This window comes from Curtobacterium sp. 9128, assembly GCF_007673775.1.
GTDB lineage: Bacteria > Actinomycetota > Actinomycetes > Actinomycetales > Microbacteriaceae > Curtobacterium.
This window is the reverse complement of the sequence record NZ_VEAF01000008.1, coordinates 63,287-83,119: the sequence shown is the minus strand read 5'-3', so window position 1 is coordinate 83,119 and position 19,833 is coordinate 63,287. Positions and strand designations below refer to the sequence as shown.

Here is a 19,833-nt window from a genome sequence, read left to right as displayed (position 1 = left end):
ACGGGTTCCCGGGCGCGTCCGTACTGTCGAGGACATGACCACCACCGTCCTCGTCGCAGGTGCCACCGGAGACCTCGGCGGGCGCATCGTCCGTGAGCTCCTGACGCACGACACCACCGTCCGCGTGCTCACCCGCCCCGGGAGCACCACCGCCGTCGACCGCTTCGGCGGCACGGACCGGATCGAGGTCGTCACGGCCTCGTACACCGACGACACCGCGCTCCGGTCCGCGCTGACCGGTGTCGAGGTGGTCGTCTCCGCGGTGAGCGGGACCCGGTCGGTGATCGTCGACGCGCAACGGGCGCTCCTCGCCGCGGCCGTGGACGCCGGCGTCGAACGGTTCATCCCCTCCGACTACTCGGCCGACTACCGACGCACCACACCGGGCACCAACCGGAACTTCGAACTCCGTCGCGAGTTCGCCGCGGACCTCGACGCCGCCTGGATCCGCGGTACGTCGGTGCTCAACGGGGCGTTCACGGACATGCTCACGGGCCAGGCACCGATGATCCTGTTCGACCGGCAGCGGGTGCTGTTCTGGTCGTCCGCCGACCAGGTCCTCGACTTCACGACGAAGGACGACACCGCCAGGGTGACGGCGCAGGTCGCGATCGACCCGGCCGCCCCGCGGGTGGTCGAGGTGGCCGGCGACCGGGTCACCGCGCGGAGCATCGCCGAGACGATGTCGCGGCTGACGGGGACGCCGTTCCGTCTGCAGTGGGCCGGCACGACGGGGACCCTCTCCGCCATGGCCCGCGTCGGGCGACGTGTCAGCAAGAACTCCGACGAGCCGTTCCCCGCCTGGCAGGGGATGCAGTACTTCGTGACGATGTTCAGCGGCGAGGGCGAGCTGCGGCACGTCGACAACTCGCCGTTCGGCCACGAGTGGACCACGGCGCAGGACGTCCTCGCCGAGCACCTGGGCGTGACCGCGGCCTGACGGTCGGCGGTGTCGGCACGGCGGGGTACCGTCGTCCCATGGACAGGTCGGAGATCCTCGCAGCAGCCGCGGCCGCACACGCCGCTCGGATCGCCGAGGCCGGCGGCGACGCCACCGCGGCACGTGCCAGGGCCGAGTCCGTCGCCGACGCCCCCCAGCCGGGCAGCTCGGACCGCGACCGCGAACGTGCCCGCGCGGCCGAGGCCGACCGTGCGGCCGACCGGACCGAGGGCGCACTGTCCGACTGGCACCGGATGGGCACCCGGCGCGGGGTGACCCCGGACGAGCAGGTGCGGTCGGCGTGGTCGATCGCCGGAGTCCCGGACCCCGGGGCCGGTCGCGCGCTGGCGAACGTCCTGCTCTCGACCGCCGGGCACGCCGGACGCGTCGCGGACGCCGCCCGACGGAACCAGGCGCTCTCCGGGGCGGCCCGAGCGGCTGCCCGACGGACGGTCCGGCGCTACACCGACCACGGCGCCGAGATGTCCTCGCTCAGTGACGTCCTCGGCGAGCAGGGGCCGCGCGACGACGTGTGAACACGTCTCCACAGGAATGTACATGTCTGGTTGACAGGACAAAGTCCGGGTCTACCATCGACCCAGCGACGGCGCACGATCACTGACGAAGGAGTCTCGATGGTCGACATCAGACCGACTGTGACGAACACGCTCCCGCCCCTCGGCACGGGCCCGCACCGCCGGCGGCTCGGTGTCCTCGCACTGGTCGCCACCTTCGGCGGACTGCTCTTCGGCTACGACACCGGCGTGATCAACGGTGCGCTCCTCCCCATGCGCCAGGAGCTCGGGCTGACGACCCTCACCGAGGGGGTCGTCACCAGCTCGCTCCTCTTCGGTGCCGCGGTCGGGGCGATGCTCGGCGGGCGCATCGCCGACGGATGGGGTCGGCGGCGGACGATCATCGTGCTCGCCGTCACGTTCTTCGTCGGCACGGTCGTGTGCGTGGCGGCGCCGACGTTCGGCGTGATCGTGGTGGGCCGGGTGCTGCTCGGGCTCGCCGTCGGCGGGGCGTCCACGGTCGTGCCGGTCTTCCTCGCCGAACTCGCCCCGTACGAGATCCGTGGGTCGTTGTCCGGGCGCAACGAGCTGATGATCGTGATCGGGCAGCTCGCCGCGTTCGTGGTGAACGCCGTCATCGGCAGTCTCTGGGGCGAGGGGCACGGGGTGTGGCGTGTGATGCTCGCCGTCTGTGCACTCCCCGCCGTCGCGCTCTTCGTCGGCATGCTGCGGGTCCCGGAGTCGCCGCGGTGGTTGGCCTCGAGGGGGCGGGACGACGAGGCGCTCGCGGTCCTCGGCCAGATCCGGTCGCCGGAGCGCGCGAGCGCCGAGCTCGCGGACATCACCCGCACCCGGGATCGCGAGGCGCAGGGGTCGAGGGATCGCGGCTGGCGCGTCCTGCTCGGCAACCGGTGGTTGATCCGGATCGTGCTCGTCGGTGCGGGCATCGGCGTCGCCCAGCAGCTGACCGGCATCAACTCGATCATGTACTACGGCCAGACCGTCCTCACCGAGTCGGGGTTCGAGCAGTCGGCAGCCCTCATCGCCAACATCGCCCCCGGTGTGATCGCGGTGGTCGGTGGCGTGATCGCGATCGCCAACATGGAGCGGATCAACCGCCGGACCACGCTCGTCCTCGGCTACTCGCTCACGACCGTGTGCCACTTCCTGATCGGCATCGCGTCGGTCACGCTGCCGACCGGCAACCCCGCGAGACCCTGGGTGATCCTGTTCCTCGTCGTGGCGTTCGTCGGGTCGATGCAGACGTTCCTCAACATCGCCACGTGGGTGGTCCTGTCGGAGATCTTCCCGACGCAGATCCGCGCGCTCGGCATGGGCATCGCGGTGTTCTGCCTCTGGACCGCGAACGCGTTCCTCGGGCTGTGGTTCCCGACGATCGTCGCCGCCACGGGCATCACCGGCACCTTCTTCGGCTTCGGCGTCGTCGGCCTCGTCGCCCTCGCCTTCATCTGGCGGTTCGTGCCGGAGAGCCGCGGACGCACCCTCGAAGAGGTCGAGGCCGGTGTCACGACCGGGGACGTCTTCACGGTGGACCGATCGGGGCGCCGGACGTCGGGTCGGTAGCACCGCGGGCGACGACGCGAGCGGCGACGCTCGGTCCGAGGCTGCGAAGATGGGTGCATGACCGACTCCGTCCCCGAAGGGACCGATGAACTGCTCGCTGCGTCCCGAGGGCTCCTCGGTGTCGTCGCCCGGTCGATGGCGCCCGCGCTCGAGGACGTCACCGTCCCGCAGTTCCGGCTGATCGTCCTGGTCGTGACGCTCGGTCCGACGCGGTCGGGCGACCTCGCGGAACGCCTGGCGGTGGGGCCGTCCACGCTGACCCGCAACGTCGACCGGCTGGTCGCCGGCGGGTGGGTGGAGCGACGTCCCGGGGAGGAGAGCCGTCGCGAGGTCCTCATCGCCGCGACACAGCGGGGATGGGACCTCGTCGCCGAGGTCACCGAGCGGCGTCGGCAGGAGCTGGCCACGGTCCTGCTCCGCGTCCCGGAGGCGGAGCGTGCGGCCGTCGTCACCGGCATGGGCGCCCTCCGCCGCGCGATGGGGGAGCCGCTCCCCGAGGAGATCTCCGGCTTCGGTGGCTGAACCCGGTCAGCCCGTCCCGTCGATTGCATGAGTACAATCATTGTGTCCATGCAATCGACCGAGGAGGACCGTGTCCGCTCCCGCCACCACCCGACCCCACCTGCACCGCGCCGGCACGCGCTTCGGCGGAGCCGCCGTCCGCCTGGCGCTCCCGGCACTCGTGGTCGGGGCTGGGGCGGGTGCCGCCGCCGTGGTGTTCCGTTGGCTCATCGAGCACGCCACGTGGGTCTTCAGCGGGCACGCGGACTACTCAGCGACGCACGGGCACCCGGCGAACCCCTGGGTCCCGTGGCTCGGCGCCGGCTTCGTCGTCCTCGCGCCCGCCGTCGGTGGGTTGCTCTACGGGCCGCTCATCCAGCGCTTCGCGCGTGAGGCCCGGGGGCACGGCGTCCCCGAGGTGATGTTCGCGGTGGCGCGCAGCGGCGGTCGGATCCGGGGGAGCGTCGCGGTCGTGAAGGCGCTGGCGAGCGCGATCTGCATCGGTGCGGGCGGCTCGGTCGGGCGGGAGGGTCCGATCATCCAGATCGGGTCGGCGCTCGGGTCCACGATCGGGCGGTGGATGCGGATGCCGGAGGTGCGGCTGAAGACGCTCGTGGCGTGCGGCGCGGCCGGCGGCATCTCGGCGACGTTCAACGCCCCCGTCGCCGGGGTCTTCTTCGCGCTCGAGCTCCTGCTCCGCGACTTCACGCCGACGTCGTTCGGCGCGGTCGTCATCGCGAGCGTCACGGCGGCGCTCATCGGCCGAGCGGCCTTCGGGGACACCGCGTTCCTGCACCTGCCCGCGATCGGGTCGATCACGGCGCCCGAGTACCTGCTGTTCGCCCTGCTCGGCCTCCTCGCCGGTGCGGTCGGCATCGGCTTCACCCGCGTGCTGTACCTGATCGAGGACCTCTGCGACGTGCTCTGGAAGGCCACCCGCGGCCCGGAGTGGCTGCGCCCGGTCGCCGGGGGACTGCTGCTCGGTGCGCTGCTCCTCGTCCTGCCGCAGATGTACGGCGTGGGGTACCCGGTGCTCGAGCGCGGCGTCGGCGGGGAGTACGCGATCGGGTTCCTGGCCGTGCTCGTCGTCGGGAAGGTCCTCGCGACGTCGCTGACCCTCGGCATCGGCGGGTCCGGCGGCGTCTTCGCGCCGTCGCTCTTCGTCGGCGCGATGACCGGCGCCGGGTTCGGCGAGGTCGTCGCGATGGTCGACCCGTCGATGCGCGGGCAGGTCGGGGCGTTCGCCGTGGTCGGCATGGGAGCGGTCTTCGCCGGGTCGACCCGGGCCCCGATCACCGCGGGCATCATGCTCTTCGAGCTGACCGGTGACCAGGCCCTGATCCTGCCGGTGTTCGTCGCGATCGTGATCGCCACCGCCGTGTCCAAGGTGCTCTCCCGCGACACGATCTACACGCTGAAGCTCAGTCGGCGCGGGGTCGACCTGACGGACTCCGCCGTCGCACCCGCACGCTCGTCGGGACGGACGGCGGGGATGTCCGCTCGGCCGCTCGGGACGGTGCTGACGACCGAGGCGCCGGCGTCGCGTGCGCTCGAGGCGCTCGAGGACAGCGGCGGGACGGCGGTCACGGTCGTCGACGGCGACGGGCGCTTCGTCGGGGTGGTGTCGGCACGGTCCGTCGGGGACGCGGTGCTCGGTGACACGGACTTCGCGTCGAGATCCGTCCTCGACGTGGTCGCCGAGACCGACCCCGTGCCGGAGTCGGCGGACCTCGAGGACGTCCTCACCGACGTCGTCGACGCGACGGAGACGGCGGGGCTGCCCGTGGTCGACGCGGCGGGCCGGCCCGTCGGCTGGCTCGGGCAGGCTGACGTGCTCCGGGCCCTGGTGCCGGCCGCCGTCTGACCGGCGCCTCCGCGACCGACCGCAGGGTGCCTCCGGACGTGAGGACCACATGCCGGGAGGCACGGTGCCAGCTGGCACCGGGCCTCCCGGCATGCAGGTGGTGCGTCAGGGACGGAGCAGGACCTTGCCGATCCGGCCGGCGGTGTCCGAGGCGCGGACCGCGTCCTGGACGTCCTCGAACGCGAACGTCTCCGACACGGGGAGCGTCAGCGACCCGTCGAGCACCCGGGTGATGAGCTCGCCGAACAGCTGCTGCTTCGTCTCGGCCGGCATCGTGCGCGAGACGACGCTGCCCCAGAAGCCCTTGACCGTGAGCTGGCCGAAGATGACCTTGCCGGACGGGATCTCGAGGGTCGGGGAGGCCATCGCGCCGAAGACGACGAGCGTGGCGTCCTCGCCGAGGACCGAGGCGATGTCGCCGGCGGCCTTCCCGCCGACCGACTCCACACCGGCGACGATCGGCGCACCGCCGGTGAGTGCGGCGACCTGGTCCTTCCAGTCGTCCGCGTCGGTGGCGACCACGCGCTCGATGCCCTGACCGCGGAGTTCCTCGACACCGGCGGCGCGGCGCACCAGGCCGATGACGTTGATCCCGCGAGCCGCGCCGAGCTGGGCGACCATGCGGCCGACCGCGCCGTTCGCGGCGTTCTGGACGATCCAGTCGCCCTCGTGCAGGTCGAGCGAGTGCAGCAGGCTGATCGCGCTGAACGGCATCGAGACGAGCTGTGCGGCGGCCTCGTCGGTCATCGCGTCGGGGACCGGGACGAGCCCGGCGGCCTTGGCGGTGTAGTACTCGGCCCAGACGCCGAAGGCGCCGCCGGCGACGCGCTGGCCGACCTGCAGTTCCGTGACGCCCTCGCCGAGCGCCTCGACGACGCCGAGGGCCTCGGTGCCGCTCGCTGCGGGCAGCTCCGGCTTGAAGCCGTAGGTCCCGCGCACCGTCCAGAGGTCGTGGTTGTGGATCGGGGAGAGCACCGTGCGGACGAGGACTTCGCCGGCGGCCGGGGTGGGGACCGGGCGCTGCTCGACGTGCAGGACCTCGGCGGGCTCGGCGAAGGTGTCGTGGACCACGGCGCGCATGGTGGTGGGGGTGGTGTCGCTCACGGGTCAGTCCTCCGAGACGGTGATGGTGACGTCGATGTTGCCGCGCGTCGCGTTCGAGTACGGGCACACCTGGTGAGCGGCGTCGGCGAGGGCCTGGGCCTCGTCGTGCTCGATGCCGGGCAGGACGACCTCGAGCAGCACGGCCAGCTGGTAGCCGCCCTCGCCGTTCGGGCCGATCTGGACGCGGCCACCGACCGAGGACTCGTCGATCTTGACCTTCTTCGCCCGGGCGACGCCCTGCAGTGCGGAGTGGAAGCACGCGGCGTACCCGGCGGCGAACAGCTGCTCGGGGTTCGTGGCGCCCCCGGGGCCGCCCATCTCCTTCGGGATCGCGAGGTCGAGCTCGAACGAGCCGTCACTCGTGGCGACGCGGCCGTTGCGGCCGGCGCCCGTGGACAGGGCCTCGGCGGTGTAGAGGGCTTCCATGGGGTGTTCCTTCCTTCGTGGGGGTTCGCTTGCTTGCGATGGTTCGCGCTGTCCGACACTCCACGCGCTGCAGAGCGCGTGGAACGTCGGTCAGCGCGAGACGTCGGCCGGCGCGGGACTGCCGGCGGCCGCGTGCATGGTCTCGGTGAGCCGCCGCAGCGTGGCGATGAGGTCGGCGGCGGACTGCTCGTCGGGGAGCCCGGTGCCGCGGGCGATGCGCCCGGGGATGTCGGCGAGCTCCGCGCGGAGCGCCCGTCCGCGGTCGCCGGTCGTCACGGTGACGACACGCTCGTCGGTGCTCCGGCGTTCCCGGCGCACCAGGTCGGACTGCTCCATGCGGCGGAGCAGCGGGGACAGCGTCCCGGAGTCGAGCTGCAGGTGCTCGCCGAGCGTCGAGACGGTCTGGTCGCCCTCCACCCACAGGGTCACGAGGACGAGGTACTGCGGGTAGGTCAGACCCCACGGCTCGAGCATCGTGCGGTAGGCGCTCGTCGTCGCACGGGTCGCCGCGTAGAGGGAGAAGCACACCATCTCGTCGGTCACCGGCATGGAGCAAGCATTGCACGCAACCGAGTTGTGCACAACCCAATCGCAGCGCGAACGCCGCACTTGGTACCGTTCCGGAATGACCTCCGTCGTCGCCCCGCGTCGGTTCGCGGCGCTCCGTGACCGACACTCGCGCCCCTACCTGTTCACCGCGGGGCTGTCGATGATGGGCGACAACATCGAGCACGTGATCACCTACTGGGTGCTCTGGCAGGAGTTCCACTCGCCGGCGCTCGTCGGCTTCGAGGTCATCAGCCACTGGCTGCCGTTCCTGCTGCTGTCGGTGTGGTTCGGCGGCCTCGCGGAGAAGTACGACTGCCGTCGTCTGATCCAGATCGCCCAGGGCCTGTTCATGCTCGTGTCCGTCTGCTGGGGCGTCCTGTTCCTCACCGGCACGCTCCAGGTCTGGGAGGCGTGCGTGCTCCTCGTCCTGCACGGCTGCGCCGGCGCGCTCTGGGCACCGGCGGAACAGCTCCTCCTGCACGACTTCGCCGAGCCGGCGGAGCTCCCCGGCGCGGTGCGGATGAACGCCACCTTCCGGAGCCTCGGCATCCTCGCCGGGCCGGTGGTCGGCTCGGCGCTCCTGCTCGGCCTCGGCCCGACCTGGGGCATCCTGGCGAACGTCCTGTTCTACCTGCCGATGACGCTCGTGATGCTGCGGACGCCGTACACCGGTCACACCCGCGACGGGTACGTCCAGCGTGCCCGGCTGACGATCCTGGACGGCTTCCGCACCCTGCGCCAGGTCGGGAACGACCGGGTGCTCGTCGCGATGATCGTGCTGGCGGGACTCGTCGCCCTCTGCGTCGGCGGTTCCCTGCAGGTGTCGATCCCGTCGTTCGCGGACGCGCTCGGTGCGGGGAGCGCCGGACTCGGGTACGGCGTGCTCCTGTTCGCGAACGGCGCCGGCGGGGTCCTCGGCGGGTTCCTGCTCGAGGCCACCGGAGCCCTCAAGCCGAACACCCGGGTCGTCATCGTGACGACGGTCCTCTTCGGTGTCACGACGGCTGCCGTCGCCCTGACCGGCAGCTTCGCGGTGGCCGTGGTCGTGCTGTTCGTCGGCGGGGTGGCGAACCTGGCGAGCACGTCGATCGGGCAGGCGGTCGTGCAGCTCCGCGCGCCGGTGGAGCAGCGCGGGCGGGTCGTCGGGGTCTACAACATGTTCGGCAGCGGCCTCCGTACCGGCAACGGGGTGACGCTCGCCGTGCTCGGCGCAGCGCTCGGCGTCGGGACGGCGGTCTGGATCGGCGGGGCGGCGCTCGTCCTCGGGGCAGTGGTGGTCGCCGTCGTGATCGGGGCGGCCGGGCGGCGTCGGAGTCGGCGCGCCTGAGCCTGCTCCCCGTCCGGTCCGCGCAGCCTCGCACCGTGCTGAGCCGGGGGACCGGAACGCCGGTTAGGCTGACCACACCAACGATGACCAGCAACCACCCAGCCACAGCACGGACTCCGACGCCTCGAGTCGGGTCTTCGTCCTCCCACGGCAAGACGATCCTGATCGGAGAGCACGCCGTGGTCTACGGTGCACCCGCGCTCGTGCTGCCGGCCAACGACGTGCTGGTCACCGCGACGGTCACCCCGGTCACCGACGGGTCCGGCCACCGCCTCGAGTCCGCCGTGCACACCGGGCCGCTCGACCTCGCCCCGGCCGCCGTGCTGCCGACCGTCACCGCGGTCACCGCCACGCTGCGACACCTCGGCGTCACCGGGCTGGACCTCCACGTCCGTGTGGAGAGCGACGTGCCGACCGCCAGGGGGATGGGCTCGAGCGCCGCGGTCGCCGCCGCCGTCACCGCGGCGGTGGCCGACGCACTCGGTGTCACGCTCGACGCCGAGACGCACCACGAGCTCATCCAGGAGTGCGAGCGCGTCGCCCACGGCCGCCCGTCCGGCCTCGACGCGCGGGGCGTCGTCGCGGACGTTCCGGTCTGGTTCGAGGACGGGCACGTCGCGTCGGTCGAGGTCACCGGCGAGTTCGTCTTCGTGATCGCCGACACGGGCGTCCCTGGTCACACCCGCGAGGCCGTCGCCGCCGTCCGCGACCGCCACGACCGTGCCCCGGAAGCCGTCGACGCCGTGGTCGACCGGATCGGCGAGCTGTCGCGACGGGCCCGGGGGACACTCCGGGATGGCGATGCACAGGCACTCGGTGTCATCATGAACGCCGCGCACGAACTGCTCACCACCCTCGACGTGTCGAGTGCTGACCTCGACCGGCTCGTCGGTGCCGCACGTGCTGCGGACGCCCTCGGCGCGAAGCTCACCGGCGGTGGGCGCGGCGGCTGCGTCCTCGTGCTCGCCGCGGACGGCGAGCACGCCGACCGCATCGCGGTCGCACTCCGCGGCGCCGGTGCCGCCGCCACCTGGACCACTCGGATCGGAGACCGCGCTTGAGCACTGCCACCGCCGTCGCGCACCCCAACATCGCGCTCGTGAAGTACTGGGGCAAGGCGGACGCCGACCTCGCGCTGCCCGCGACGGGCAGCGTCTCGATGGGCCTCGACGTCTTCCCGACGACCACCACCGTCACCCTCGTCGACGGCCAGGAGGCCCGGGATGCGCTGGTCCTGAACGGGCACGTCGCCGAGGCGGGTGCGCTGATCCGCGTGCAGCGGTTCCTCGACCTCGTCCGCGAACTCGCCGGCAGCACGGCGCGCGCACTCGTCGAGTCGACGAACGAGGTGCCGACCGGGGCCGGGCTGGCCTCGAGCGCCTCCGGGTTCGCGGCGCTCGCGACGGCAGCGGCCGCCGCCTACGGGCTCGACCTGTCCGAGCGTGACCTGTCCCGGCTCGCACGGCGCGGCTCCGGGTCCGCCACGCGGTCGATCCCCGGCGGGGTGTCGGTCTGGCACGCCGGCGACGACCAGGGCTCCTACGCCGAGACGATCCCGGCTCCGGCGATGGCGATGGTCGTGGTCACGATCGACGCCGGACCGAAGGCGATCGGCTCGCGCGAGGCGATGCGCCAGACGATCGCCACGTCGCCGTTCTACCCCGCGTGGGTGACGAGCACGACCGAGACCGTCGAGGACATGCTCGCGGCCTGCGCCGCGGGGGACTTCACCCGCGTCGGCGAGCTCACGGAGAGCAACGCGCTCCGCATGCACGCCACCATCGAGGGGTCCTTCCCCCCGATCCGCTACCTGAACGCCCGCAGCGTCGCCGTGTTCGACGCCGTCGCCGCACTGCGCGCCGCCGGCACCGAGGCGTACGCCACGGCCGACGCCGGCCCGAACGTCGTCGTCCTCACGAGGCCGGAGGACCGCGGCGCCGTCGCCACCGCGCTGTCCGGGTTCGGCGACGTGATCGAGTCCGGCACCGGACCCGCCGCGCGGGTCGTCCGCTCCGAAGGGACGGGGGAGCACCAGCACCCCGACCAGAAGGAGTCCGCCGAGTGATCGAGTTCCGCGCCCACGGCAAGCTGTTCGTCGCCGGGGAGTACGCCGTCGTCGAACCGGGGCAGCCCTCCGTCCTCATCGCACTCGACCGCGCCATCACGGCCCGGGTGTCCGAGGGACACGGCGCCGGCAGCGTGCACTCCGAGGAGTACGGGCACCTGCCGTTGACGTGGACCCGCGCCGAGGACGGCCTGGCCCTCGACCGCGAGCACCACCCGTACGACTACGTCATGGCGACGATCGACCTGGTCGAGAAGCTCCGTGCCGAACTCGGCATCGAGCCGCGGTTCCACGACCTCCGCATCTCCAGCCAGCTCGACGACGCCAGCGGGCGGAAGTTCGGGCTCGGCTCCTCCGCCGCGGTGACCGTCGCCACCGTCGGCGCGCTCGACCGCTTCTACGGGCTCGGGCTCTCCCAGCGCCAGCGCTTCCAGGTCGCCCTCCTCGCCACGATCCGGGTCAACCCCCGCGCGTCCGGCGGCGACCTCGCCGCGAGCACCTTCGGCGGGTGGCTCCGCTACAGCGCCCCCGACCGGGAGCGTCTCGCCGCCCAGCTCGACCACCGCAGCGTCGCGGACGTCCTGCACGACGCCGACGCCTGGCAGGGCTTCGACGTGCAGCGCCTCCCGGCGCCGGAGCACCTCCGCCTGCTCGTCGGGTGGACCGGTTCGCCGGCGTCCACCACGAAGCTCGTCGGCGTCGTCCGTCGGCACCGCAACGGCGGGTACGCGGCGTTCCTCGACGACAGCCGCGCAGCCGTCGACGACCTCACCGCCGGCCTCGTCGACGGTGACGCCGAGCGGACCCTCGACGCGCTCCGTCGCGCCCGCGGCCTGATGCAGCGCCTCGGTGACTCCGTCGGGTCGAGCATCGAGACCGAGCGCCTCACGACCCTATGCGACGTGGTCGAACGCGCCGGCGGGGCGGCCAAGCCGTCCGGGGCCGGCGGCGGCGACTGCGGCATCGCCCTGGTCCCCGCCACGAGCGACACCGCCGGCATCCTCCGCGAGTGGGAGGCGCACGACATCCGGCACCTCACCATCGCCGTGCAACCCCCGGAAGGCCCCGTCGAATGAGCGGAACACCGATGACCTCGGTCGACAAGACGATCACCCAGACGCCGATCCCGACCCGGTGGGTGGGGCCGCTCCGGGTGAGCGGCAACGCGGTCGAGGGCGAGCACGCGGTGCCCCTCGCCACCTACGAGTCGCCGCTGTGGCCGTCCGTCGGCCGTGGTGCCCGCATCTCCCGCATGGTCGAGGGCGGCATCGTCGCGACCGTCGTCGACGAGCGGATGACCCGGTCGGTCGTGGTCCGTGCCACGAGTGCCGCCGCCGCGCACATCGCCGCCGGCCAGATCCTCTCCCGCCAGGCCGAGCTCGAGGCCGTCGTGGCCGGACAGAGCCGCTTCGCCAAGCTCATCGAGGTGCACCCGGAGATCGTCGGGGACCTGCTGTTCCTGCGGTTCGCGTTCACCACGGGCGACGCCTCCGGGCACAACATGGTCACGCAGGCGGCGGACACCCTGCTGCCGACGATCCTCGGCTGGCACCCGGAGCTGTCCTACGTGTCGATCTCCGGCAACTTCTGCTCGGACAAGAAGGCGACGGCGGTGAACGGCATCCGCGGCCGCGGCCGGAACACGATCGCCGAGATCGTCCTGCCCGGCGAGGTCGTCGAGCGGTTCCTCAAGTCCTCGACCGAGCGGATCGTCGAGCTCAACACGGCGAAGAACCTCGTCGGGTCGACCATCGCCGGGGCCCTGCGCTCCGCGAACGCCCACTACGCGAACATGCTCCTCGGGTTCTACCTGGCGACGGGGCAGGACGCCGCGAACATCGTCGAGGGCTCCCAGGGCATCACGTTCGCCGAGGCCCGCGGCGACGACCTGTACTTCTCGTGTTCGCTGCCCCACCTCATCGTCGGCACGGTCGGCAACGGCAAGGGCAACGACCTGCCCGTCGTCGAGGACGCCCTGGTGCGCCTCGGGTGCCGCGAGGACCGCGAACCCGGCGCGAACGCCCGACGACTCGCCGGCCTGTGCGCCGCGACCGTCCTCTGCGGTGAGCTCTCCCTGCTCGCCGCGCAGACCAACCCCGGGGAGCTCATGGCGGCCCACGTCGCGATGGAACGACGCCCCGCCCGGAACGGAGACACGGCATGACCGCCATCGGCATCCACGACATCGCGATCGCGACCGGGCACCACGTGCTGGAGCTCGACGACCTCGCGGCGCAGCTCGGCGTGGACCCGGCCAAGTACCACGTCGGCATCGGCCAGGACGCGTTCAGCGTGCCCGCGCCGGACGAGGACATCGTCACGATGGGTGCCGCGGCCGCGAAGCAGGTCGTGGACCGCCACGGCACGGACGGCATCCGCACCGTGCTCTTCGCGACCGAGTCCGGCATCGACCAGTCGAAGGCCGCCGGGGTGTTCGTGCACGGGCTGCTCGGCCTGCCGCAGGCCGTCCGCGTCGTCGAGCTGAAGCAGGCCTGCTACGGCGGCACCGCGGCGCTCCAGCTCGCACTCGGCATCGTCGCGCGGGACCCGAACGAGCGCGTGCTCGTCATCGCCGCCGACGTGGCCCGCTACGACGTCGACACGGCCGCCGAGCCCACGCAGGGTGCCGGTGCCGTGGCGATGCTCGTCGCCGGCGATCCCGACCTCATCGAGATCGAACCCGTCGCCGGCCTCTTCACCGCCGACGTCGACGACTTCTGGCGTCCGAACGACCGCTCCACCGCCCTCGTCGACGGGCGCCTGTCGGTCAGCGCCTACATCGACGCCTTCATCGGCGCCTGGGACGACCTCGCGGCGCGGGGCGGCCCGGCGTTCACGGACATCCACCGCTTCGTGCACCACCAGCCGTTCACGAAGATGGCGCTCAAGGCCCACCGCAAGCTCACCCAGCACGTCGGCGCACCCTTCGACGAGTCCGAACTGACCACGGGCTTCACGTACAACCGCCAGGTCGGCAACACGTACACGGCGTCGATCTGGATCGCCCTCGCCGCGATGCTCGACCTCGACGACGAGCTCGGCGGCCAGCGCATCGGCATGTTCAGCTACGGGTCGGGGAGCGTCGGCGAGCTCGTGACCGGGGTCGTCCGTCCGGACTACCGCGAGCACCGCCGCACCGGTTCGGTCCGGTCCGCGCTCGATGCGCGGGTCCCGCTGACCGTCGCCGAGTACCGGGCGCTGCACGCCGCGGGCGCCGCGACGAGTGCGGACACCGACCGTCCGCGCGTCACCGGGGCGCCCTTCCGGTTCGCCGGCGTCGTCGGCGGTGCACGGCACTACGAGGCGACCAGCCCCTCGGCGTGAGCCGATCCACGGTCGTCCGGTGCGCCTCCCGGCGGGCCGCTTCCGTGCGCAGCCGTTCCCCAGTACGGTGCAGGTGACCGCTCGTCGTTCCCGTCGACGCTGGCTCAGGGTGCTGCGCCGACGGGGGAGACTCGGATCAGGGGGCTCCCCGGAGGCTTCGAGTGGTCAGGGTCGCCGTCCCGCTCGAGGATTCGGGTTCCGAGACCGGGACGGCGACCCACCCCTCCTCAGACGTAGCGTCGGGCCGCGCTGAGCGCACCTTCGGCGTAGGAGCCGCCGAACAGGAACACGTGCAGGAGCAACGGCGCGAGCTGGTGCAGTGCGATGCGCTCCTGCCACCCGGCCGCCAGGCGTGACTCCGCGTCGTACGCGGCGAGCACGGTCTCGAGCCGGGGGAGGCCGAACAGGCCGAGCAGCGCCAGGTCGGTCTCCGCGTGGCCGCCGTGGGCGATCGGGTCGATGAGCACCGCGCCGGTCGGTTCGGTCGCGTCCGTCGGCCAGAGGACGTTCCCGGCCCAGAGGTCGCCGTGCAGCATCGCCGGTCGGTCCCCGACGAGCGCGGGCTGCGGGGAGCCCAGCGTGCCGTCCTCCACCCGGGCGGCGACCCGTTCGAACACGGCGGCCTGTGCCGCGTCGAAGCCGCCCCGGTCGACGATCCGCCGGACGAGGTCCCGGATGCGGTACTCGGCGAAGAACGCACCCCACGACGTCGGGGCGTCGGCCGCGGACGTGAACGGCGTCCGGGAGCGGCCCATCCGCAGCGGACCGGACGGGAAGCCGGGCGGCGGCGCACCCCAGTGCGGTGCGCCGGCGGCGTGCGTGTGGGCGAGTGAGCGACCGAAGCGCTCCGCCTGGGCACGGGACGGGGACCCGTCGGAGATCCGTTCCAGGTCGAGCACGGTCGGGCGGGGGCGTCCGAGCACCCGGGCGATCCGCGTGCCGCCGGCGTCCTCCGCGGTCGCGAGCCACGCCAGGCCGGCGGCTTCGGCTGCCGCCTCCTCGGGGGAGGCGAAGGTCTTCACGTGGGTCTCGGGCATCGCTCCATCCTGCCCACCGACCCTCACCGCGAGGTCAGACCGCGTCGACGAGGGCCTTCACCAGCGGGTGCCACGGCCGGGAGGTCGGGCCGCTCAGCACGAGCGTCCGCTCGAGTCGTGGCTCGGTCGGGACCATCACGAGGTCGTCCGGCAGCATCACCCGGCCGAGCGTCGGCACGACCGACACCCCCTCGCCGCGCTGGATCATCCCGAACATCGTGCTCATCTCGCGGACGCGGTGGGCGTAGCGGAACGGCTGCCCCGCGAGCTCGTGCATCCGCTGGACCTGGTGCTCGCAGCCACCACCCCCGGCGACCAGGCCGTCCTCGTGCAGGTCGTCGAGGGTCAGCGCCGGCAGGTCGGCGAGCGGGTGGTCCCGCCGGATCACGGCGGCCATCTCGTCCCGCGCCACGACGACGCCGCCGTCGGGCACCGACACCGGGTCGACGAGGACGGCGGCGTCGACCGTGCCCGCTTCGAGCCACTCGGGCATCTCGTCGTCGTCGCCCTCGTAGACCTGCACGTCGACGTCCGGCAGCGTGACCGCCCACAGCTCCCGGAGCCGCGGCAGGAGGCCCTGGCACACGGTGGGGACGGCCGCGAGGCGCACGGTGCCGCGCGCCGTGCCGGGCCGCACCACGGCCTCCAGTGCGTCGACGGAGGCGAGCACGCTGCGGGCGTGCCCGAGCAGACGCTCGCCGAGCGGTGTCGGCGACACGACGCCGCCCCGGCGGAGGACCGCACCGCCGACCTCGCGCTCGAGCCCCGCGACGGCGTGCGAGACGGCGGACTGGCCGACCCCGAGCGCGGCGGCGGCGAGCGTGAACGACCCGCGATCGGTGGTCGCGACGAGGGCGCGGAGCTGCGCGACGGTGATGTTCATGTGCTTCCTTCATGCCGGCATGAACCGGATGTGTTTGCCGCATGACCGCGGCTGGCTCGACACTAGCGGCATGAACGGCATCCTGTACCTGCTCGTCGCCCTGACCTGGGGCTCGAGCTTCCTGTTCATGAAGATCGGACTCGAGGGGCTCTCCCCGCAGCAGGTCGCGCTCGGACGGGTGCTGCTCGGTGCGGCGACGCTCGTGGTCGTCCTGCTCGTCACCCGTCGGCGCTGGCCGCGCTCGCCCCGGCTCTGGGGCCACCTGCTGGTCGTCGCCGTCTTCCTCAACGCCGTGCCGTCGTCGCTCGTGGCATGGGCGGAGCAGACGGTGCCGAGTGGTCTCGCGAGCATCGTCAACGCGACCACGCCGATCATGGTGCTGCTCGCGATGCCGCTGCTCCTGCCGGCCGAGCGGCTCCGTGGTCGGCAGCTCGCGGGGGTCCTGCTCGGGATCGTCGGCGTGCTCGTGCTCGTCGGGCCGTGGGACCTCATCGGTGACCCGGCGCTCGTGTCGACGGTCCCCGCGCAGCTCGCCCTGCTCGGCATGACGGCGTGCTACGGCTTCGGGCTGTCCTACATGCGGCGGTTCGTCGCGGGCAGCGGGCACGACGCGGTCACGCTCACGACGGTCCAGCTCACGCTCGGTGCCGGGGTCATGCTGCTGGTCGCGCCCGTCACGGCGCTCGCGCCGATGCACCTGGACTGGAGGATCGTGGCCGCGATGGTCGCGCTCGGTTGCGTCGGCACGGGGCTGGCCTACGCCTGGAACACCGGGCTCGTGCAGGCGTGGGGCGCGGCACGCGCGTCGACCGTCACGTACCTGACGCCCGTGGTCGGGGTGGTGCTCGGCGTCCTCGTGCTGGGGGAGCGGGTGCGGTGGAACGAGCCGGTCGGAGGGGTGGTCATCCTGCTCGGGATCGCGATGGCGTCCGGGCTGGTCCGGTGGCGGCGCCCGGTGCTCGCCTAGGCTGGCAGGGTGAGCGCCCGGACCGAACTCGTCGAGGTCGCTCGCCAGACCGTCCCCGCACCGCCCGCAGCGGACGCGTCCGCGTTCCGCCGCGCCGCCGTCCTGATCCTCTTCGGCGTGCTCGACGGCGAGCCGAGCGACAACCTGGCAGAGGACTCGGTCGTGTCCCGCGACCTCGACGTGCTGCTGCTCGCCCGTGCGGACACGCTCCGGGCACACCCGGGCCAGGTCGCGTTCCCCGGCGGCCGCGTCGACCCGGGGGACCGCGACGCCGTCGGAGCCGCCCTGCGCGAGGCGCAGGAGGAGACCGGCCTCGACCCGTCCGGTGTCGAGGTCCTCGGTACGCTGCCCGCGCAGCCCCTCGACTTCTCGCGGCACCTCGTCACGCCGGTGCTCGGCTGGTGGCGGGACCCCTCGCCGGTGCGCGTGGTCGACGTCGCCGAGAGCGCCGCGGTGTTCCGGGTGCCGGTCGCGGACCTGCTCGACCCCGCCCACCGTGGCGTCACGGTGATCCGCCGCGAGGGGCAGGAGTGGCGTGGTCCGGCGTTCACCGTCGACACCGCTGCCGGTGTCCAGGTGGTGTGGGGCTTCACGGCGATGCTGCTCGACGGGCTGTTCGACCGGCTGGGGTGGACCCAGCCGTGGGACCGTGCCCGGGTCGTCCCGCTCCCGCACATCTAGGCTGACCACATGACCTCCACGGTGCGGTTGCTCCTGGCCTCGTCGCACCCGGGCCCGACGCTCACCGTCACGGTGCTCGCCGCGGTCATCGCGAGCGCCGTCGGTCACCCGGTGTGGCTCGTCGTCCTCGTCGCCGCGGCCGTCGTCGCCGGGCAGCTGTCGATCGGCCTGGCCAACGACTGGATCGACGCCGACCGGGACCGCAGCGTCGGGCGGTCCGACAAGCCCGTCGCGCAGGGACTGATCGCCGTGTCGACCGTCCGGACCGCGGCGTTCGTCACGGCCGGCGTCGCCGTGGTGCTCTCGGTGTTCCTCGGCCCCGTCGCGGCGGTCGCGCACCTCGTGCTCGTCGGTGCCGGCTGGGCGTACGACGCCGGCCTGAAGCGGTCGGTCTGGTCGGTCGTCCCGTTCGTCGTCGCGTTCGGGTTGCTCCCCGTCGTGGCCGTCGCGGCGGGCCCCGCGGCGGAGTCCCCGGCGCCGTGGGCGATCGCGACGGGGGCGGTGTTCGGCGTCGCGATCCACTGCACGAACGTGCTGCCCGACCTGGTGGACGACGCGGCGACGGGGGTCAGGGGGTTCCCGCACCGTCTCGGGCTGCACGCTGCCGGGGTGCTCGCCTTCGCGTCGCTGGTCGTGGCCGCCGGACTGGTGCTCGTCGGGCAGCTCGCCGGTGACGACCCCGTGCGCGGCGCCGGGGTCGTGCTCGCGGTCCTCGGCGCGCTGGTCGTGGTCGTCCTCGCCGCGGTCGGGATCCGGCTCGTGCTGACCGGGCCGCCCACGCGGACGCTCTTCCGCCTGGTGATCGTCGCGTCACTGGTGCTCGTCGTGGAGCTCGGCTTCGCGGGCGCACGACTCGTGGCCTGAACCGCTCAGGACCACCGCATCGCGTAGACGTCGGCGAGCAGCCGTGCCGACGGGAGGCCGAGGGCCGTCCGCAGCAGCACCCCGCGTGCCAGCGCCGCCGGGCCCGAGATCGGTCGTCCGAGTGCCATGTTCGCCTCCGCCTGGCGGGCGGCCCGCCGTGCGACCGCCTGGCGGCGCGCGGCGTACGCGGGCCACGGCCCCGCTGCGCCGGTCCGTAGCGCCTCGGCCAGCAGCGGAGCGAGGGCGGCGGCGTCGAGCCACCCGAGGTTCATGCCCTGACCGCCGATGGGGCTGATCTCGTGCGCGGCGTCGCCGATCAGGACCGCACGTCCCACCCCGATCCGTTCTGGCTCCGTGCGGCGGACCCGGAAGCGGGTGAGCATCGAACAGGTGTCGGCGTCCACCCGGACGCCCGTCCGTTCCAGGACGGTGCTGGCGAGGGTCTCGGCACGGGCCTCGTCGGTCGAAGCCGCACCCCGACCGGTGAGCACGACGTACCGGCGACGCGACCCGGGCAGCGGGAAGGACTCGACGACGCCCGCCGGCCCGATGTCGACCAGGGCAGCACTCCGTGCTGCGTCCGGCTCCGGGTCGGCGAAGTCGCCCATCACGTACCGGTCCGGGTACTCGCGACCGGTCGTGGCGATCCCCAGGAGACCTCGCACCGTGCTCCTGGCGCCGTCCGCCCCCACGACGAACGCTGCGCGGAGTGCGACCGGACCGTCGGGTCCGGTGCCGGTCACGTCGACGTGGTCGTCGTGCCGGGTCAGTGTGGTCAGCCGCGTGCCCGTGCGGAGCGCTTCCGGGGCTGCGGCGGCGAGCCGTTCGCGGAGGATCGCCTCGGTGCGGTGCTGGTCGAGGGTGGCGACGTACGGATGCGTGGCCGAGGCGTGTGCGAACGACAGGGTGCCGAGCGTGCGCCCACGACTCCGGGCGACGCCGGTCCGCACCAGGCAGGCCTCGTCGAGCACCGGTTGTGCGGCTCCGATCAGGGCGAACGCGTCGAGCGACGGCGGGTGGATGCCGATCGCCCGCGAGCCCGCGGGCGCCGTGGACCGCGCCTCCCAGACCTGCACGTCGACACCCGCGTGCGCCAGGAGCGCGCCGAGGAACAGCCCGACTGGACCGCCGCCGGCCACCAGGACTCCGGTTCGCTGGGGGGTCACGGACCCGAGCCTACGGAGCGGCCGGTGTCCGCGTGT

At 73.1% G+C, this 19,833-nt stretch carries 20 protein-coding genes; 14 read left to right on the top strand and 6 right to left on the bottom strand.

What is annotated here, in order from left to right; all coding sequences use genetic code 11:
- Positions 1-34: 34 nt before the first annotated feature.
- The 5 genes from FS641_RS16450 (at position 35) to FS641_RS16430 (ending at position 5,404) form a co-directional block, all read left to right on the top strand.
- Entirely contained in the window at positions 35-940 is a 906-nt protein-coding gene (locus FS641_RS16450) for an NmrA family NAD(P)-binding protein (RefSeq protein WP_144765790.1), read from the top strand.
- 38 nt (positions 941-978) lie between these two features.
- Positions 979-1,476 carry a hypothetical protein gene (locus FS641_RS16445; RefSeq protein WP_144765788.1) on the top strand — a complete coding sequence of 166 codons (498 nt, stop codon included), beginning with the start codon at positions 979-981 and terminating at the stop codon, positions 1,474-1,476.
- 99 nt (positions 1,477-1,575) lie between these two features.
- Entirely contained in the window at positions 1,576-3,039 is a 1,464-nt protein-coding gene (locus tag FS641_RS16440; RefSeq protein WP_144765786.1) for a sugar porter family MFS transporter, read from the top strand.
- A gap of 57 nt (positions 3,040-3,096) precedes the next feature.
- On the top strand, positions 3,097-3,561 hold the full coding sequence (locus FS641_RS16435) for a MarR family winged helix-turn-helix transcriptional regulator (protein WP_144765784.1): 465 nt from the start codon (positions 3,097-3,099) through the stop codon (positions 3,559-3,561).
- Between the two features lie 70 nt (positions 3,562-3,631).
- Positions 3,632-5,404 (top strand): chloride channel protein, encoded by a 1,773-nt coding sequence (locus tag FS641_RS16430; RefSeq protein WP_222122119.1) that lies wholly within the window; start codon positions 3,632-3,634, stop codon positions 5,402-5,404.
- A 105-nt stretch (positions 5,405-5,509) separates the two neighbouring features.
- Here the strand turns inward: FS641_RS16430 and FS641_RS16425 are convergent, their stop codons facing one another.
- From FS641_RS16425 to FS641_RS16415, 3 genes are all read right to left on the bottom strand, one after another.
- Positions 5,510-6,484, bottom strand: a complete 975-nt coding sequence (locus FS641_RS16425; RefSeq protein WP_144766014.1) for a zinc-binding dehydrogenase — start codon at positions 6,482-6,484, stop codon at positions 5,510-5,512.
- 27 nt (positions 6,485-6,511) lie between these two features.
- Positions 6,512-6,934, bottom strand: a complete 423-nt coding sequence (locus FS641_RS16420; RefSeq protein ID WP_144765782.1) for an organic hydroperoxide resistance protein — start codon at positions 6,932-6,934, stop codon at positions 6,512-6,514.
- A gap of 90 nt (positions 6,935-7,024) precedes the next feature.
- A complete protein-coding gene (locus FS641_RS16415) occupies positions 7,025-7,483 on the bottom strand; it encodes a MarR family winged helix-turn-helix transcriptional regulator (protein ID WP_186317810.1) in 459 nt (152 codons plus the stop codon).
- Positions 7,484-7,559: 76 nt separating this feature from the next.
- Between FS641_RS16415 and FS641_RS16410 the strand changes: the two genes are divergently transcribed.
- The 6 genes from FS641_RS16410 (at position 7,560) to FS641_RS16385 (ending at position 14,199) form a co-directional block, all read left to right on the top strand.
- A complete protein-coding gene (locus FS641_RS16410; RefSeq protein ID WP_144765780.1) occupies positions 7,560-8,810 on the top strand; it encodes an MFS transporter in 1,251 nt (416 codons plus the stop codon).
- 83 nt (positions 8,811-8,893) lie between these two features.
- Positions 8,894-9,871 carry a mevalonate kinase gene (mvk, locus tag FS641_RS16405; protein WP_144765778.1) on the top strand — a complete coding sequence of 326 codons (978 nt, stop codon included), beginning with the start codon at positions 8,894-8,896 and terminating at the stop codon, positions 9,869-9,871.
- Entirely contained in the window at positions 9,868-10,875 is a 1,008-nt protein-coding gene (gene mvaD / locus FS641_RS16400; RefSeq protein WP_144765776.1) for a diphosphomevalonate decarboxylase, read from the top strand. Before mvk ends, mvaD begins: the two co-directional genes overlap by 4 nt.
- The gene (locus FS641_RS16395) at positions 10,872-11,951 is read left to right on the top strand and encodes a phosphomevalonate kinase (protein WP_144765774.1); all 1,080 of its coding nucleotides are present in this window, start codon (positions 10,872-10,874) and stop codon (positions 11,949-11,951) included. The genes mvaD and FS641_RS16395 overlap by 4 nt, the downstream gene beginning before the upstream one ends.
- Positions 11,948-13,039, top strand: a complete 1,092-nt coding sequence (locus tag FS641_RS16390) for a hydroxymethylglutaryl-CoA reductase (RefSeq protein ID WP_260855889.1) — start codon at positions 11,948-11,950, stop codon at positions 13,037-13,039. Before FS641_RS16395 ends, FS641_RS16390 begins: the two co-directional genes overlap by 4 nt.
- A complete protein-coding gene (locus FS641_RS16385) occupies positions 13,036-14,199 on the top strand; it encodes a hydroxymethylglutaryl-CoA synthase (protein ID WP_144765772.1) in 1,164 nt (387 codons plus the stop codon). The genes FS641_RS16390 and FS641_RS16385 overlap by 4 nt, the downstream gene beginning before the upstream one ends.
- A 227-nt stretch (positions 14,200-14,426) precedes the next feature.
- Here the strand turns inward: FS641_RS16385 and FS641_RS16380 are convergent, their stop codons facing one another.
- Positions 14,427-15,236, bottom strand: coding sequence for a fructosamine kinase family protein (locus FS641_RS16380; protein ID WP_186317808.1), 810 nt, complete (start codon positions 15,234-15,236; stop codon positions 14,427-14,429).
- Between the two features lie 34 nt (positions 15,237-15,270).
- Positions 15,271-16,119, bottom strand: a complete 849-nt coding sequence (locus FS641_RS16375; protein ID WP_144765768.1) for a LysR family transcriptional regulator — start codon at positions 16,117-16,119, stop codon at positions 15,271-15,273.
- A gap of 70 nt (positions 16,120-16,189) precedes the next feature.
- On the opposite strand from FS641_RS16375, the gene FS641_RS16370 reads away from it, so the two are divergent.
- The 3 genes from FS641_RS16370 to FS641_RS16360 are packed head-to-tail and all read left to right on the top strand — an operon-like array spanning position 16,190 to position 18,631.
- Positions 16,190-17,086, top strand: coding sequence for a DMT family transporter (locus tag FS641_RS16370; protein WP_144765766.1), 897 nt, complete (start codon positions 16,190-16,192; stop codon positions 17,084-17,086).
- A gap of 9 nt (positions 17,087-17,095) precedes the next feature.
- Positions 17,096-17,767, top strand: a complete 672-nt coding sequence (locus tag FS641_RS16365; protein ID WP_144765764.1) for a CoA pyrophosphatase — start codon at positions 17,096-17,098, stop codon at positions 17,765-17,767.
- A gap of 9 nt (positions 17,768-17,776) precedes the next feature.
- On the top strand, positions 17,777-18,631 hold the full coding sequence (locus FS641_RS16360) for a UbiA family prenyltransferase (protein ID WP_144765762.1): 855 nt from the start codon (positions 17,777-17,779) through the stop codon (positions 18,629-18,631).
- A 5-nt stretch (positions 18,632-18,636) separates the two neighbouring features.
- Here FS641_RS16360 and FS641_RS16355 read toward each other — a convergent pair whose 3' ends face one another.
- On the bottom strand, positions 18,637-19,797 hold the full coding sequence (locus tag FS641_RS16355; RefSeq protein WP_260855888.1) for an NAD(P)/FAD-dependent oxidoreductase: 1,161 nt from the start codon (positions 19,795-19,797) through the stop codon (positions 18,637-18,639).
- Positions 19,798-19,833: the final 36 nt, after the last annotated feature.

Excerpts from the sequence above, each read along its gene's own strand:
- FS641_RS16450 (WP_144765790.1), top strand. The coding sequence starts at position 35 with ATGACCACCACCGTCCTCGTCGCAGGTGCCACCGGAGACCTCGGCGGG.
- FS641_RS16445 (WP_144765788.1), top strand. The coding sequence starts at position 979 with ATGGACAGGTCGGAGATCCTCGCAGCAGCCGCGGCCGCACACGCCGCT.
- FS641_RS16440 (WP_144765786.1), top strand. The coding sequence starts at position 1,576 with ATGGTCGACATCAGACCGACTGTGACGAACACGCTCCCGCCCCTCGGC.
- FS641_RS16435 (WP_144765784.1), top strand. The coding sequence starts at position 3,097 with ATGACCGACTCCGTCCCCGAAGGGACCGATGAACTGCTCGCTGCGTCC.
- FS641_RS16425 (WP_144766014.1), bottom strand. The coding sequence starts at position 6,484 with ATGCGCGCCGTGGTCCACGACACCTTCGCCGAGCCCGCCGAGGTCCTG.
- FS641_RS16420 (WP_144765782.1), bottom strand. The coding sequence starts at position 6,934 with ATGGAAGCCCTCTACACCGCCGAGGCCCTGTCCACGGGCGCCGGCCGC.
- FS641_RS16415 (WP_186317810.1), bottom strand. The coding sequence starts at position 7,483 with ATGCCGGTGACCGACGAGATGGTGTGCTTCTCCCTCTACGCGGCGACC.
- FS641_RS16410 (WP_144765780.1), top strand. The coding sequence starts at position 7,560 with ATGACCTCCGTCGTCGCCCCGCGTCGGTTCGCGGCGCTCCGTGACCGA.
- mvk (WP_144765778.1), top strand. The coding sequence starts at position 8,894 with ATGACCAGCAACCACCCAGCCACAGCACGGACTCCGACGCCTCGAGTC.
- FS641_RS16390 (WP_260855889.1), top strand. The coding sequence starts at position 11,948 with ATGAGCGGAACACCGATGACCTCGGTCGACAAGACGATCACCCAGACG.
- FS641_RS16385 (WP_144765772.1), top strand. The coding sequence starts at position 13,036 with ATGACCGCCATCGGCATCCACGACATCGCGATCGCGACCGGGCACCAC.
- FS641_RS16380 (WP_186317808.1), bottom strand. The coding sequence starts at position 15,236 with ATGCCCGAGACCCACGTGAAGACCTTCGCCTCCCCCGAGGAGGCGGCA.
- FS641_RS16375 (WP_144765768.1), bottom strand. The coding sequence starts at position 16,119 with ATGAACATCACCGTCGCGCAGCTCCGCGCCCTCGTCGCGACCACCGAT.
- FS641_RS16370 (WP_144765766.1), top strand. The coding sequence starts at position 16,190 with ATGAACGGCATCCTGTACCTGCTCGTCGCCCTGACCTGGGGCTCGAGC.
- FS641_RS16360 (WP_144765762.1), top strand. The coding sequence starts at position 17,777 with ATGACCTCCACGGTGCGGTTGCTCCTGGCCTCGTCGCACCCGGGCCCG.